The sequence below is a fragment of the Roseomonas sp. OT10 genome, assembly GCF_020991085.1.
GTDB lineage: Bacteria > Pseudomonadota > Alphaproteobacteria > Acetobacterales > Acetobacteraceae > Roseomonas > Roseomonas cutis.
This window is the reverse complement of record NZ_CP087719.1, coordinates 3,607,003-3,619,972: the sequence shown is the minus strand read 5'-3', so window position 1 is coordinate 3,619,972 and position 12,970 is coordinate 3,607,003. Positions and strand designations below refer to the sequence as shown.

Sequence of the window (12,970 nt, the reverse complement as noted above, 5' to 3'; positions counted from 1 at the left end):
GCCCGGTGCGGCGGCTGAAGTCGCTGGCGGCCACCGCCGCCAGCATCCCCATCACCCTGTTCGGGCTGGTGCTGGTCACCTTCCTGATCGGGCGGGTGATGCCGATCGACCCGGTGATCGCCATCGTCGGCGACCGCGCGCCGCAGGACGTGGTGGAGCGCGTGCGGATGGAGCTGGGGCTGGACCAGCCGCTCTACGTGCAGTTCGTGCGCTACGTGGGCGACCTGCTGCAGGGCAATCTCGGCCGCTCCGTGATGACCTCCAACACGGTGGGCGAGGACATCGCCCGCTTCTTCCCCGCGACCTTCGAGCTGGCGACGGTGGCGATCCTCCTCGCCATCCTGATCGGCGTCCCGCTGGGCGTGCTGGCGGCCACGCGCCAGGGCACGGCGACGGACCAGGCGGTGCGGCTGTTCTGCCTCGCCGGGCATTCGGTGCCGATCTTCGTTCTCGGCCTCGTCAGCCTGCTGGTCTTCTACGCCTGGCTCGGCTGGCTGCCGGGGCCGGGGCGGCAGGGCGTGGCCTACCAGGACCTGATCGACACCCGCACCGGGCTGCTCACCGTCGACGCGGCGCTGGCGGGGGAATGGGACGTCTTCCGGGACGCGCTGCGCCACCTCGCCCAGCCGGCGGGCATCCTGGCCTTCTTCTCGCTCGCCTACATCGCCCGCATGACCCGCGCCTTCATGCTGGCGGAGCTGCGCAGCGAGTACGTCATCACCGCCCGCGCCAAGGGCCTCTCCCCCCTGCGCATCGTCTGGGGCCACGCCTTCCGCAACGTCGCCGTGCCGCTGGTGACGGTGCTGTTCCTCACCTATGCCGGGCTGCTGGAGGGCGCGGTGCTGACCGAGACCATCTTCGCCTGGCCCGGGCTGGGGCAGTACCTGACCGTCTCCCTGCTCAACGCGGACATGAACGCCGTCCTCGGCGCGACCCTGGTGGTGGGGCTGATCTACGTGGCGCTGAACCTGCTGGCCGACCTGCTGTACCGGCTGCTGGACCCGAGGGTGGCATGAGCGCCGCGACCGAGGCCGGCCCCCCCGCCTTCTCCCGCGCCTGGCTGCTCTCGCCCGCGCCGACCTCGCGCCGGCAGGCGGCCTGGGGGCAGCGCTACCAGGCCTGGCTCGCCTTCCGCCGCAACCCGCTGGCCATGGTGGGGCTGATCGTCGTCGTGCTGCTGCTGGCCATGGCGCTCTTCGCGCCGCTGCTGGCCACCCACGACCCGGGGGTGCAGGCGCTGGGCAACCGGCTCCAGCCGCCCTCCGCCGCGCACTGGATGGGCACGGACGAGCTGGGGCGCGACGTCTGGTCCCGCCTCGTCTACGGCGCGCGGATCACGCTGGGCATGGTGGTGGCGGTGGTGCTGCTGGTCGCGCCCTTCGGCCTCGCCATCGGCTGCATCGCCGGCTACGCGGGCGGGTTCTGGGACCGCATCCTGATGCGCGTCACCGACGTCTTCCTGGCCTTCCCCCGGCTGATCCTGGCGCTGGCCTTCGTCGCCGCCCTGCGCCCCGGGGTGGAGAGCGCGGTGATCGCCATCGCGCTCACCGCCTGGCCGCCCTATGCCCGCCTCGCGCGCGCCGAGACGCTGACCCTCCGCCGCACCGACTACATCGCCGCGGTGAAGCTCGCCGGGGCCTCGCCGGCGCGCATCGTCTGGCGGCACGTGGCGCCGATGTGCCTGCCCTCGCTGGTGGTGCGCGTCACGCTGGACATGTCCTCCATCATCCTCACCGCCGCCGGGCTGGGCTTCCTGGGCCTGGGCGCGCAGCCGCCGCTGCCGGAATGGGGGACGATGATCGCCACCGCCCGGCGCTTCGTGCTGGAGCAGTGGTGGGTGCCCCTGATCCCCGGCATCGCCATCTTCGTGGCCTCCCTCGCCTTCAACCTGCTGGGCGACGGGCTGCGCGACGTGCTGGACCCGAAGCAGCGCTAGGAAGGCCGCCCGATCTGCCGCAGCGTCTCCTGCAGCGGTGTATCGGGGATCTTCATCGCCCCGCTCAGCGGCGTCTCCAGTTCCAGGATCAGGAACAGCGCCACCGAGACGGACAGCGTCCCCAGGCCGATGACCACGTGCACCAGCGCGTTGGAGGGGGTGCTCAACCCGATGATCGCGAAGACGATGACCAGCCAGAAGGCCAGCACGGTCAGGAAGGGCCAGGTGACGGTGGCACTCCCCGCCTCCACCAGCACCAGGCGCTGCTGCAGCACTGCCGTCATGCGGGCCTGCAGGAGGGAGAGGGTACGCTGCTGCCCGGGCGTGGCGGGCTGGAACCGCGCGATCTCCTCGTCCAGGGCCAGCAGCTGGCTCCCGAGGTCCTGGTCCTCGGGGCTACGGGCGCCGGCCGGGCCCCCGTCCGGGGCCGGCCGGTTGTTCTCCGGCCAGATCTGGGTCAGGGCCCCGGTGACGAAGCCGTGCAGCCGCCTCCGCTCCGGCGCGGCCTCCGGCCCGTACTCCCGCAGCCGCTGGTCCAGGTCGATCAGGTCCAGGCTGTAGGCCCGCAGCGCCCGGTCCTGCCCGTCATACACCGCCTTGGCCGAGGAGATCAGCAGCCCCAGCACCAGGGCGGCGAAGGTGATGAGGATGGACATGACCAGACGGATCGCGTCCATCGTCTCCTGCCGGCGGTGGTGCGGCGGCATGCGCTGCTGCACCAGCCAGCCCAGGCTGCTGGCCACGACCAGAAGCAGCGGCAGCAGGACGGGGATCAGGAGGCTGGACGTGGGCATGCTGGCCGCATCTCCCCGCGGATGGGCGATGTTCCGGGATCGGGACGACCTTCCGCTTGGCACGGTGGCGGCGGGCTGTCCATGGCACCGCCGCCGGTGGCGTGGCAGGCCCCGGCGATCCGCGCTTGACCCCTGGCCGGGCCTGCGCTCTGCAAGGGGCAGCGGGCCGGGCCTCCGCCGCCGGACCCGCGCCAGGATTCCGGATCTTCCGCGCATGCTCCGCCGCTTCTTCGCCTACTACGCGCCCTGGAAGGGGCTGTTCCTCCTCGATTTCGGCTGCGCCGTGCTCTCCGGCCTGCTGGAGCTGGGCTTCCCCATGGCGGTGCGCGCCTTCGTGGACCGGCTGCTGCCGGGGCAGGACTGGGGGCTGATCCTCCTCGCCGCGGCGGGGCTGCTGGTGGTCTACCTGCTCAACACCGTGCTGCTGGCCGTGGTGAACTACTGGGGCCACATGCTGGGGATCAACATCGAGACGGAGATGCGACGGAGGGCCTTCGACCATCTCCAGAAGCTGTCCTTCCGCTTCTACGACGAGCAGAAGACGGGCCACCTCGTCGCCCGCGTGACCAAGGACCTGGAGGAGGTGGGCGAGGTCGCGCATCACGGGCCGGAGGACCTGTTCATCGCGGTCATGACCTTCCTCGGCGCCTTCGCGCTGATGTTCACGGTCAACCCGACGCTCGCCCTGCTCACCACGCTGATCGTGCCGCCGGTCGCCATCCTCTCCACCCGCTACGGCAGCCGGCTGACCGCCACCTGGCGCTCGATCTTCGGCCGGGTCGGCGCCTTCAACGCGCGCATCGAGGAGAATGTGGGCGGCATCCGCGTGGTGCAGGCCTTCGCCAACGAGGAGCACGAGCGGGCCCTCTTCGCGACCGACAACGCGCGCTACCGCGACACCAAGCTCCAGGGCTACCGCATCATGGCGGCGAGCCTGTCGCTCTCCTACCTCGGCATGCGGCTGACCCAGATGGTGGTGATGGTCGCGGGCTCGTACTTCGTGCTGCGCGGCGAGCTGACGGCGGGCGACTTCGTCGGCTTCCTGCTGCTGGTCGGCGTGTTCTTCCGCCCGGTCGAGAAGATCAACGCCGTGCTGGAGACCTATCCCAAGGGCATCGCCGGCTTCCGCCGCTACCTCGAGCTGCTGGAGACGCAGCCCGACATCGCGGACGCGCCGGACGCGGTGGCGGTCGGGCGGCTGCGCGGCGAGATCCGCTACGAGGGCGTGACCTTCGGCTACAGCGCCGAGCGGCCCGTGCTGCGCGGCGTGGACCTCGCCATCCGGGCGGGGGAGACCATCGCCTTCGTCGGCCCGTCGGGGGCGGGCAAGACGACGCTCTGCTCGCTGCTGCCGCGCTTCTACGAGGTGCAGGGCGGCCGCATCACCGTCGACGGCATCGACATCCGCCGGATGACGCTGGCTTCGCTGCGCAGCCAGATCGGCATCGTGCAGCAGGACGTCTTCCTGTTCGGCGGCACGCTGCGCGAGAACATCGCCTATGGCCGGCTCGACGCGACGGAGGCGGAGATCCTGGACGCCGCCCGCCGCGCCCGGCTGGACGCGATGATCGCCGGCCTGCCGGACGGGCTGGACACGGTGGTGGGCGAGCGCGGGGTGAAGCTCTCCGGCGGGCAGAAGCAGCGCCTGGCGATCGCGCGCATCTTCCTGAAGAACCCGCCCATCCTGATCCTGGACGAGGCGACCTCGGCGCTCGACACGGAGACGGAGCGCGCCATCCAGCAGTCGCTGGCCGAGTTGTCCCAGGGCCGCACCACCCTGGTCATCGCCCACCGCCTCGCCACCATCCGCAACGCCGACCGCATCGTGGTGGTGGACCGCCACGGCATCGTGGAGCAGGGGCGGCACGGCGAGCTGGTGGCGGCGGACGGCGCCTATCGCCGGCTGCACGAGGCGCAGCAGGGGCTGGCGTCGTAGGGCGACGCCCGCCATCGGCGCCCTGCATCCGGTCCGCGGACCGGCCCGTGGCCCCGGCGGCGGGGGTGGCGGGCCCGGCCCACCCTTCCCGCAGGCCGCGGCGGCGCCTTAAGCTGCGCACCGCATGACCGCACCCCTCGTCGAGATCGCCGACCTCCGGGTCGACTTCGCCTCCGCCACCGGCGTCACCAGCGCGGTGCGGGGCGTCTCCCTCACCCTGGGACGCGAGAAGCTGGGCATCGTGGGAGAGAGCGGGTCGGGCAAGTCCGTCACCGGCCGGGCGTTGATGCGGCTGCTGCCCGGCTCGGCCCATGTCTCGGCGAAGGCGCTGCGCTTCGGCGGCACCGACATCCTCGCCGCCTCGGAGCAGGAGATGCGCCGGCTGCGCGGCGGGCGGATCGGGCTGATCCTGCAGGACCCGAAGTTCAGCCTGAACCCGGTGATCCCCATCGGCCGGCAGATCGCCGAGGCGCTGCGCCAGCACAAGCGGCTGGGCCGTGGCGAGGCACGGGATGCCGCCCTCGCCCTGCTGGAGAGCGTGCGCATCCGCGATCCCCGCCGCGTGCTGGATTCCTACCCGCACGAGGTCTCGGGCGGCATGGGGCAGCGCGTGATGATCGCGATGATGCTGGCCCCCGAGCCGGACATGCTGATCGCCGACGAGCCGACCAGCGCGCTGGATTCCACGGTGCAGGCGGAGATCCTGCGGCTGATCGGCGAGCTGGTGGACAGCCGCGGCATGGCGCTGATGCTGATCTCCCACGACCTGCCGCTGGTCAGCCATTTCTGCGACCGCATCGTGGTGATGTATGCCGGCCGGGTGATGGAGGAGCTGAAGGCCGCCGACCTGCACCGGGCGGAGCATCCCTATACCCGCGGGCTGCTGGCCTGCATGCCCTCCCTCTCGAAGCCGCGCGGGCGGCTGCCGGTGCTGACCCGCGATCCTGCCTGGCTGGGGGCATCCTGACATCATGGCGATGATCGAGGTTGCGGAGCTGCATGTCCGCTTCGGTGCCAACCACGCCGTGCGGGGCGTCTCCTTCGCCGTGGAGGCGGGCGAGACCTTCGGCCTGGTCGGCGAGAGCGGATCGGGCAAGTCCACGGTGCTGCGCTGCCTGGCCGGGCTGATCGAGCCCTCCGGGGGGCGGATGGAGATCGACGGCCGGCCGCTCGGTCGCCGCCGCGACAAGGCCTTCCACCGGCTGGTCCAGATGGTCTTCCAGGACCCCTACGGCAGCCTGCATCCGCGCCAGACGGTGGACCGGCAGCTGTCGGAGCCGCTGGCGATCCACGGCATCGGCGATGCCGACCGCCGCATCGCCCGCGCGCTGGACGAGGTGGCGCTGCCGCAGGCCGCGCGCTTCCGCTTCCCGCACCAGCTCTCCGGCGGGCAGCGCCAGCGCGTGGCCGTCGCCCGTGCCCTGATCGCGGAGCCGCGCGTGCTGCTGCTGGACGAGCCGACCAGCGCCCTGGACGTCTCCGTGCAAGCGGAGGTGCTGAACCTGCTCGCCGACCTGCGCGCCGCGCGCGGACTCACCTGCGTGCTGGTCAGCCACAACCTGGCGGTGGTGGCCCAGCTCTGCGAGCGGCTGGCGGTGATGCAGGGCGGCCAGATCGTGGACCGCTTGACCGAGGCGGAACTGCGGGCAGGGGAGACGCACCACCCGCATTCGGAGGAGCTGGTTCGCCTGTCGCGGGAGCTGGAGGACAGCTAGGCCGTCATCGGGCCGCTGGGCGCTGGGGGGCTGTGGGACCCCTTGGCCGGGGCTGCAGGGCATGCCTGCTCACCGAGTTGGGAACCGGCGATCATGGCATGTGGGATACGCGCTCCCTATGCTGCATTGCAGCAAGAGAGGCGGCCTCCCATGCCGGATGGATGGATCAAGCGAGAGATCGTCAAGCGGATCAAGGACGCGGGCGGCAGGCTGCAAGGCGAACGGCCCTTCGAGGCCGCCGAATATACCTTCCAGGCGCGTCAGGAACGGGCCCTCGCCGAGTTGGTGGCGAAGGGGGATGTCGCCATGGAACGGGGCGAGTGGTTCTTCCCCAAGGGCTCCTCCTATCGGGCGTGACGCGGGGAAGGCCCGGCACGCCGCGCCGGCTTCCCCTTCCGCCCCTGGCTGATCGGGCCTGCGGCCGCCCCCGCCGCGGCAGGGTCCGCCACGGCACCGGCCGCGGGACGACGCCGGGGAGGCACCGGACGCCGCCATCGGGGCCGGCAAACCCACGCCAGCCGCCGGGCTGGCGCGCGATCCTCCCTTCCACCGGTCCCAACGCCCGCTCCCGCGCCCGATCCGGCGCGCCGAAGCCGGGATTGGCGCGGCCCCTATCCCTTGATGGCCGGATCCAGCGGCTCGGGCAGCTTGTCCTCGGCCTCGCGGGGAGCGTCCTCGGCCGCCTTCAGCGCCTGCTTCCGCTGCTCCTTGGCCTGGGCCTTCGCAGCCTTGTCCCGTTCGCGCTGCAAGCGCTCCTGGTTGTAGTTCGGCTTCCGCAAATTCAGTTCCCTTTCGATCAACGCGACCCGTGAGCCGCTCCAGGGCGCTTCGGCGGCAGCTGCGTGCCGTGCCACCGCGCCCGGACTCAACGCAGCATGTAGAGCCCCACGGCCCCCAGGCCCAGCAGGGCCAGGGTCAGGCGGAGCAGGGGCAGGCGCCGTCCGCTGCGCACCGGGCGCGACTGGAGAACGGACCCCGCGCCATTCGCATTCGCCAATCCGATGGCCAGGAGGAGTCCGGGTGCCAGTCGCGCTGCCGGCACGGAAACGGCGAGGCTTTTCATGGGCGGCGCGTCCGGGGAGGGTGGTGCTCTGGTGCTGCGGGCCCACCGCTACCATAGCCGATGGCCCGCGTCTCGGCGCCTGGGAACCCCGTCTCTGGGAACCCCGCCTCGGCTCACCCGGCCCGGTGCGGCATCCGGCGGCGCGGGGGGATGCCGACGGGCGGCGATGGAGGCCTGCCTCCGATGCCGGTTTGCCGGACCGTCCTAGCCGCGTTCCACCGCCCCGCCGGCCTCGACCCAGTCCTTGAACCCGCCCAGGTTCCGCACGTCGCGATAGCCCAGCTCCCGCAGGGTCTTTCCGGCCAGGGCCGAGCGGCCGCCGGAGGCGCAGTAGACCAGCACGGTGCGGTCGGGGTCGAAGGCCGGGTCGTGCGACGGGGCGGAGGGATCGGCGCGGAACTCCAGCATCCCGCGGGAGACGTTCACGGCCCCCGGGACCTTGCCGCTGGCCTGGACCTCGGCGGCATCGCGGACATCCACGACCAGGGCCCGGCCGTCGCGCATCAGCGCCTCCGCCTCCTCGCGGCGGATCGACGGCACCGCGGCGCGGGCGGCGGCGAGCATCTCCTGCACGGTGGTGGGCATGGCGGTCCTCTCCTGAAAAGAAGAGCATCCGCCGGGGCCGGCGCGGCGTCCACGCACCTTGCCGTGCCGGCCCCGGCTCCCCGGTCAGCGCGCCGGGGTGCCGGCCCCGGCTCCCCGGTCAGCGCGCCGGGGTGCCGGCGACCTTGTCGAGCAGCGCCGAGGCGGCGGCGACGCAGGCCTGCATCGGCTCGTTCGGCGCGCAGCGCACGCCGATCTTCACGTCGCCGCGCTCGATGCGGAAGGAGGCCGCGGGCGGCGGCGGCGGGCCGCCGGCGCGCATCCAGGGGCCGTGCGGGCCGCCAGGGCCCCGGGGACCGCCCATGTGATGCCCGCCGAAGCGCGGCCCGCCCGGAGGCGTCGGCGCGGCGCCGGGGCCGCCCGGGGGGGACTCGGCCTGCGCGGCCGGCGGCGGGGCGGGCGGGGTCTGGGCGGTGGCGAGCTGAGCAGCCCCGAACAGGGCCAGGGCGGCGCCGAGGAAGAGTGCCTTCCGCATGCTGCGTCCTTCTACCTTTCTGGCGGCCCGCCCCGGGAGGGGCGGTGCCGGGAGGGAGCCGGGACGCGAGGGAGGCGGCGCCCCGGCGCGGGGCCGGTGGCCTCGCTGTCCCTGATACGGAGGCCGGGCGGAAAACCCCCGCGGCCAAATCGGGCGGGGCCCGGACCGCGCGGGTCAGATGGCGGTGGTGGTGCCCTGACCCGGGGGGTGGGCCGGTGCCGGGGCGCTGCTCGGCGCCGTGGCAGCGGGTGGGGCGGTCTCGCCGGCGGCCGGGGCGGGAAGGGATTCCGTCGATACCGCCGGCGGCGCCGGGGCCGCCGTGCCGGGTGCCGGATTCCCTGCGCCGCCGGGCGATGCGCTGTCGCCAGCAGCGTTGCCGGGCGGCGGCGAGGTGCCGCCCGCGTTCCCCTGGGCCGTATTTCCCTGGGCCGCCGGGCTGCCGGGCTGGCCGGCGGCCGCGTCCTGCACCGTGTAGTCGGGAACGATCCGCGCCTGGTTGCCGGCGATGACCAGCACCTTCTGGCCCAGGGACAGCGGCACCGCATCCACCTGGACCACGGAGACCAGCTCGTTGTTGCTCTTCTTCACGATGTATTCGGTCGCCGGGCTGTCCCCGGCCGCCCGCTCCGTAGCGGAGCCGAGCAGCCCGCCCACCAGCCCGCCGCCGATCGCGGCGAAGGAGCTGGCGACGCCCCCCTGGCCGATGGTCGAGCCGGCCAGCCCGCCGGCCGCGGCGCCGGTCGCGGCGCCGGTGGTGCCGTCGGCGCGGATCTCCACCTTGCGGACGCCGACGATCACGCCCTGCTCGGCCTTGTTGGCCTGCTGCACGGCGCGGGTCGCATAAGTATCGGGGGAGTAGCTGGTGCCGCAGCCGGCCAGGCCGGCCAGCAGTGCGAGCAGCGGAAGGGCGCGGCGCGGCATGCTCAGCGGCTGCCGGTCCGGGGTTGCGCCGCCCGCGCGGATGGGGCTGCTGCCATGCTGCTCACCTCTTGCCCTGCGGGCCCGGGCCCCGGCCCCCGCATCCTCGCTCCAGACGCCCGGCAGGCCGTCCGGACCCGTGCCGCCAGGGACGGTCGGGTCGCGCCGGGGCTGTCGGGAGCGTCTCGGCGCGTGACCTAGGACGGCCGGCGGCCGGCCTCAACCCCGCTCCGTCCCGGCGCGGCCCGTGCCCGCCCCGCCGGACCGGCACCCGGGCGCGTCGCCCGCCGGCCCGCCGCGTGCCGGCCGGGAGGCGGGGCGCCTCGCCGGGCGACCGCTCGGCGGGTGCCAGGGCTGGCGCTGCCGCGCGGCCCAGCCGTAGCGGGCATCCCCCTCGAGCAGGTGCAGGTGGTCGGAGAGGCGGTTGCGCTCCAGCCAGGCGACGGCGGCCTCCAGCTCCGACAGGTGCATCTCCGCCCGGCCCCTGTTGCCCAGCACCCGCTTCAGGGCGGCGTTGTAGGCATGGTAGCTGCCCTGGCCGCGGGGCACCTGCAACCGGCCCTCATCCTCCACCACCTGGGCAGCCACCAGCTCCCCCAGCTGGGCGCGCAGCCGGCGCTCGGCCACCGAGGGCGGGTCGAGCAGCTCCCCCTGGGCCTCGGCGAGGCCAGGGCGGGCGGCGGCCAGCCCGGCGGCGAGGTCCGGCCCGGGCCGCAGGGTCGAAAGGCGCAGCGCCAGGGCGTTGCTCTCCAGCGGCACGATGGCGTCGCGCTCCCTCACCGCCTCCATCCGCTCGCGCAGCCAGAGCGGCAGCATGCCCTGGCGCGGGGCCTTGGGGGCGCGGGCGCGGGTGCCCTGCTCCTCCTCCATGCGCCAGCGGAACTGGCCGAAGAAGGGGTCGTCCGGGTGGAAGACCAGCGCCTGCTGCGCCTCGTAGGGGCCGGCGCGCGGATCGACCCGGGTGGCGCGGGCGACCATCTGCTCCAGCCAGGGGCGGGAGCGGATATGGGTCAGCGCCGCCACCACCGCGACCTCCGGCGCGTCCAGCCCCTCATAGGCCATGGCGACGGTGACCAGGATCGAGGGCTCCGGCCGCAGCCGGAAGGCGGCCAGCGTCTCGTGCGCGTCGCGCTCGTCCGAGGTGGCGAGGCGCAGGCTCTCCGCCTGGGTCCCCGGCACGCGGCGGCGCAGCGTATCGAGGTAGCGCCGCGCCTGGGCCTGGTCCGGCGCCACCACCAGCAGCTTGCCCAGCCCCCGCGCCACCGCGCCGGGCGGCAGGCCCATCGCCGCCCGCCGTTCGGTCCGGACCCGCCGGGTGGCGCGGAACGCCTCCTCCAGCAGCGCCTCGGCGAAGCCGGTGCGCAGCGCGGTGAACAGGGCAGGGCGGGTGGTCTCGGCCGGGTGGCTGCCGGAGAGCCGGTGCGGCCCGGCCTGCGGCCTTGCCCCCGTGGCGTCCGCCGGCTCCAGCCAGGACGCCATGCCGTCCAGCGCGCCGAAGGTCACCGGGAGAACCGCCTTCTCGGCCAGGGCCTGGGCGCGGGAATAGCCCACCACCGCCCAGCCCGGCGCCTCCAGGTCCACCTCGCGGGTGGCGGCCCTGGCCCCGCGCCGGTAGGGCAGCCACAGGATGCGCCGCCCGTCCGCCCGCTCCAGCGTGCCGGAGAGCAGCAGCCGGACCCGCGCGCATTCCAGCAGCGGCAGCAGGGCGGCGGACCACGCGGCCGCCTCGTCGGCCGGTCCGTCGCCCGGCGCCTCGGCGTCGCGGCCGTCCGGGTCCAGCCCGGCCAGGGCGGGGAGGTGATGCACCTCGTCCACCACCAGCAGGGTGCGATGGCGGCGGAACTCGGCCAGGTGCAGGTCGGGCGCCGCGGCGACGCCCTGGTAGGTGGTGACGTAGCCGGACAGCCCGCGGCTGGGATCGGGCGCGTTCTCGGCGGCGCGGACGGAAAGGGCATGGCCCAGCGCCAGCCGCCAGAGCGGATCGGCGAAGGCCTCCTCCGCCTGGAGCCGCAGGCTGTCGCGTGGGACCACCCAGCAGATGCGTTCCACCACCCCGGCCGCGATCAGCGGCTGCGCCATCAGGATGGGAAGCAGGGACTTGCCGCCGCCGGGGGTGACGGCGGCCAGCACGTCCCGCACCTCCGCCCCCTCGGCCAGGGCATGGGCGATGGCGTGGACGCGTCGCTGGTGATCGCGGAGCGGGCGGAGGCTGGACAGGGGAATCGGCGGTGTTGCTGAGACGTTCCGTGAAGAAGACTCCGGAAACGCCTGTCCTGTCCAGCTTCCAGGTGGACGGCCCCGCATCGCTGCGGGGCGGTTCCAAGAATTCGTTGTCGTGGTGGCGGGCGGAAGCGGCCCCGGCGCGTCCCTACTTCGCGACGAGCAGGGTCTTCCGCCGGCTGCGGATGATCTTGTAGGCAAAGAAGCCGATCATCACGATGCCGATGCTGGCCAGGGCCCAGAGCGTGCCCTTCTCGCCCAGCCAGCCCACGGCGAACCAGCCGGCCCAGACGAAGGAGGCGGCCCACAGTCCCGCGGCGATGAAGTTCAGCGAGGCGAAGCGGACCCGGTTCATGCCCGCGATGCCGCAGGCCGCGGCGGCGACGTTGCGTACGCCATAGGCGAAGCGGAAGGTCAGCACGAAGGCGGTGCCGTACTTCTCGAGGAAGCCGATGGCGTTGTTGAGCTGCTTCTCGGCGCCCGGGATCTTCTTGACCGCCTTGACCCCGTACTTCTGCCCCAGGGTGAACCAGGTCTGGTCGCCCAGGAAGGATCCGGCCCAGACCGCGAACATGAGGATCCAGGGGTCGATCAACCCCGTTGCCCGCCCCGCGGCGGAGGCCAGGAGAACGAAGGTCTCACCCTCGAAAAACGCCCAGGCTGCTGCCCCCAGATAGGCCAGCGCCCCCCAGTTCGCCCAGAACTCCGCCACCCCGGAATGCCCCACGCTTTCTTGTTGTGAGGCCAACCTGCCCCATCGGTGGAGCAGATGGAACAAACTTTTGACGTCCGGGCGACTATTCCGCAGCCAGCCCGAATTTCCGGCCCTCAGGAGCCACGGCGGGCTGCCAGGCAGGACGCCTGGTGCCCTGGCCAGTCGCAGCCGGACGGCGGCGCGCCGAGGTGTTCAAGGGCCATGGGCGTAGGAGCGGAATGGCCGCTCCGACAAGCCCGAACCCTTCCCCCTGGCGTCGATCGGGCGCGTGGCCGGTCCGCTGGGTCGGGCCTGGACGGGCATGATAACAGCCAACTCCCGCGCGGTGCTGTCACACGATGCCAAGGTGCGTCCTTCGCGGCCGCAACCTTGGTTGCCGGCTCAGACGGCAGTCGGGAACATGAAGCCTGTCACAAAGCTTTTAATCAAAATCATGTGATGTTACAAAACTAATCGTTACCTCAACCCTCGTCTTTTCGGTTGAACCTGCTTGCTGCGTTGCACAAGATCGGCTGAACAGAATTGTCCAGAAGTTTGGAACTCAGCCTCCAGGGTCGCATTGCGTTGGCACGTCCTACCCAGGGTTGTGTTTCCT

At 73.0% G+C, this 12,970-nt stretch carries 14 protein-coding genes; 6 read left to right on the top strand and 8 right to left on the bottom strand.

Annotated elements, in window-relative coordinates:
* Positions 1–5 precede the first annotated feature (5 nt).
* Together LPC08_RS16525 and LPC08_RS16520 are read left to right on the top strand one after the other, a co-directional pair.
* The gene (locus tag LPC08_RS16525) at positions 6–1,016 is read left to right on the top strand and encodes an ABC transporter permease (RefSeq protein ID WP_230449330.1); all 1,011 of its coding nucleotides are present in this window, start codon (positions 6–8) and stop codon (positions 1,014–1,016) included.
* Complete coding sequence (locus LPC08_RS16520; protein WP_230449329.1) at positions 1,013–1,936, top strand: ABC transporter permease; 924 nt, start codon at positions 1,013–1,015, stop codon at positions 1,934–1,936. Before LPC08_RS16525 ends, LPC08_RS16520 begins: the two co-directional genes overlap by 4 nt.
* Here the strand turns inward: LPC08_RS16520 and LPC08_RS16515 are convergent.
* Positions 1,933–2,730 carry a bestrophin-like domain gene (locus LPC08_RS16515; RefSeq protein ID WP_230449328.1) on the bottom strand — a complete coding sequence of 266 codons (798 nt, stop codon included), beginning with the start codon at positions 2,728–2,730 and terminating at the stop codon, positions 1,933–1,935. The two genes, LPC08_RS16520 and LPC08_RS16515, sit on opposite strands and share 4 nt — an antisense overlap.
* A gap of 214 nt (positions 2,731–2,944) precedes the next feature.
* On the opposite strand from LPC08_RS16515, the gene LPC08_RS16510 reads away from it, so the two are divergent.
* The 4 genes from LPC08_RS16510 (at position 2,945) to LPC08_RS16495 (ending at position 6,738) form a co-directional block, all read left to right on the top strand.
* The gene (locus LPC08_RS16510; RefSeq protein WP_230449327.1) at positions 2,945–4,666 is read left to right on the top strand and encodes an ABC transporter ATP-binding protein; all 1,722 of its coding nucleotides are present in this window, start codon (positions 2,945–2,947) and stop codon (positions 4,664–4,666) included.
* A 124-nt stretch (positions 4,667–4,790) separates the two neighbouring features.
* A complete protein-coding gene (locus LPC08_RS16505; RefSeq protein ID WP_230449326.1) occupies positions 4,791–5,633 on the top strand; it encodes an ABC transporter ATP-binding protein in 843 nt (280 codons plus the stop codon).
* 4 nt (positions 5,634–5,637) lie between these two features.
* Positions 5,638–6,381, top strand: coding sequence for an ABC transporter ATP-binding protein (locus LPC08_RS16500; protein WP_441295818.1), 744 nt, complete (start codon positions 5,638–5,640; stop codon positions 6,379–6,381).
* A 150-nt stretch (positions 6,382–6,531) separates the two neighbouring features.
* The gene (locus LPC08_RS16495; protein WP_230449325.1) at positions 6,532–6,738 is read left to right on the top strand and encodes a hypothetical protein; all 207 of its coding nucleotides are present in this window, start codon (positions 6,532–6,534) and stop codon (positions 6,736–6,738) included.
* A 254-nt stretch (positions 6,739–6,992) separates the two neighbouring features.
* On the opposite strand, the gene LPC08_RS16490 is transcribed toward LPC08_RS16495, so the two are convergent.
* The 7 genes from LPC08_RS16490 to LPC08_RS16460 form a co-directional block, all read right to left on the bottom strand.
* Positions 6,993–7,235, bottom strand: a complete 243-nt coding sequence (locus LPC08_RS16490; RefSeq protein ID WP_230449324.1) for a hypothetical protein — start codon at positions 7,233–7,235, stop codon at positions 6,993–6,995.
* A gap of 11 nt (positions 7,236–7,246) precedes the next feature.
* Positions 7,247–7,444 carry a hypothetical protein gene (locus LPC08_RS16485; protein WP_230449323.1) on the bottom strand — a complete coding sequence of 66 codons (198 nt, stop codon included), beginning with the start codon at positions 7,442–7,444 and terminating at the stop codon, positions 7,247–7,249.
* A gap of 204 nt (positions 7,445–7,648) precedes the next feature.
* Positions 7,649–8,029, bottom strand: coding sequence for a rhodanese-like domain-containing protein (locus LPC08_RS16480; RefSeq protein ID WP_230449322.1), 381 nt, complete (start codon positions 8,027–8,029; stop codon positions 7,649–7,651).
* A gap of 118 nt (positions 8,030–8,147) precedes the next feature.
* On the bottom strand, positions 8,148–8,522 hold the full coding sequence (locus LPC08_RS16475) for a hypothetical protein (RefSeq protein ID WP_230449321.1): 375 nt from the start codon (positions 8,520–8,522) through the stop codon (positions 8,148–8,150).
* 174 nt (positions 8,523–8,696) lie between these two features.
* On the bottom strand, positions 8,697–9,443 hold the full coding sequence (locus tag LPC08_RS16470) for a hypothetical protein (RefSeq protein WP_230449320.1): 747 nt from the start codon (positions 9,441–9,443) through the stop codon (positions 8,697–8,699).
* Between the two features lie 216 nt (positions 9,444–9,659).
* The gene (locus LPC08_RS16465) at positions 9,660–11,657 is read right to left on the bottom strand and encodes a DEAD/DEAH box helicase (protein WP_255702352.1); all 1,998 of its coding nucleotides are present in this window, start codon (positions 11,655–11,657) and stop codon (positions 9,660–9,662) included.
* 151 nt (positions 11,658–11,808) lie between these two features.
* The gene (locus LPC08_RS16460; RefSeq protein ID WP_230449318.1) at positions 11,809–12,387 is read right to left on the bottom strand and encodes a DedA family protein; all 579 of its coding nucleotides are present in this window, start codon (positions 12,385–12,387) and stop codon (positions 11,809–11,811) included.
* Positions 12,388–12,970: the final 583 nt, after the last annotated feature.

Bases quoted from the DNA above. Each gene is read 5' to 3' on its own strand.
- LPC08_RS16520 (WP_230449329.1), top strand. From the start codon at position 1,013: ATGAGCGCCGCGACCGAGGCCGGCCCCCCCGCCTTCTCCCGCGCCTGG.
- LPC08_RS16515 (WP_230449328.1), bottom strand. From the start codon at position 2,730: ATGCCCACGTCCAGCCTCCTGATCCCCGTCCTGCTGCCGCTGCTTCTG.
- LPC08_RS16480 (WP_230449322.1), bottom strand. From the start codon at position 8,029: ATGCCCACCACCGTGCAGGAGATGCTCGCCGCCGCCCGCGCCGCGGTG.
- LPC08_RS16500 (WP_441295818.1), top strand. From the start codon at position 5,638: ATGGCGATGATCGAGGTTGCGGAGCTGCATGTCCGCTTCGGTGCCAAC.
- LPC08_RS16510 (WP_230449327.1), top strand. From the start codon at position 2,945: ATGCTCCGCCGCTTCTTCGCCTACTACGCGCCCTGGAAGGGGCTGTTC.
- LPC08_RS16470 (WP_230449320.1), bottom strand. From the start codon at position 9,443: ATGCCGCGCCGCGCCCTTCCGCTGCTCGCACTGCTGGCCGGCCTGGCC.
- LPC08_RS16475 (WP_230449321.1), bottom strand. From the start codon at position 8,522: ATGCGGAAGGCACTCTTCCTCGGCGCCGCCCTGGCCCTGTTCGGGGCT.
- LPC08_RS16505 (WP_230449326.1), top strand. From the start codon at position 4,791: ATGACCGCACCCCTCGTCGAGATCGCCGACCTCCGGGTCGACTTCGCC.
- LPC08_RS16495 (WP_230449325.1), top strand. From the start codon at position 6,532: ATGCCGGATGGATGGATCAAGCGAGAGATCGTCAAGCGGATCAAGGAC.
- LPC08_RS16485 (WP_230449323.1), bottom strand. From the start codon at position 7,444: ATGAAAAGCCTCGCCGTTTCCGTGCCGGCAGCGCGACTGGCACCCGGA.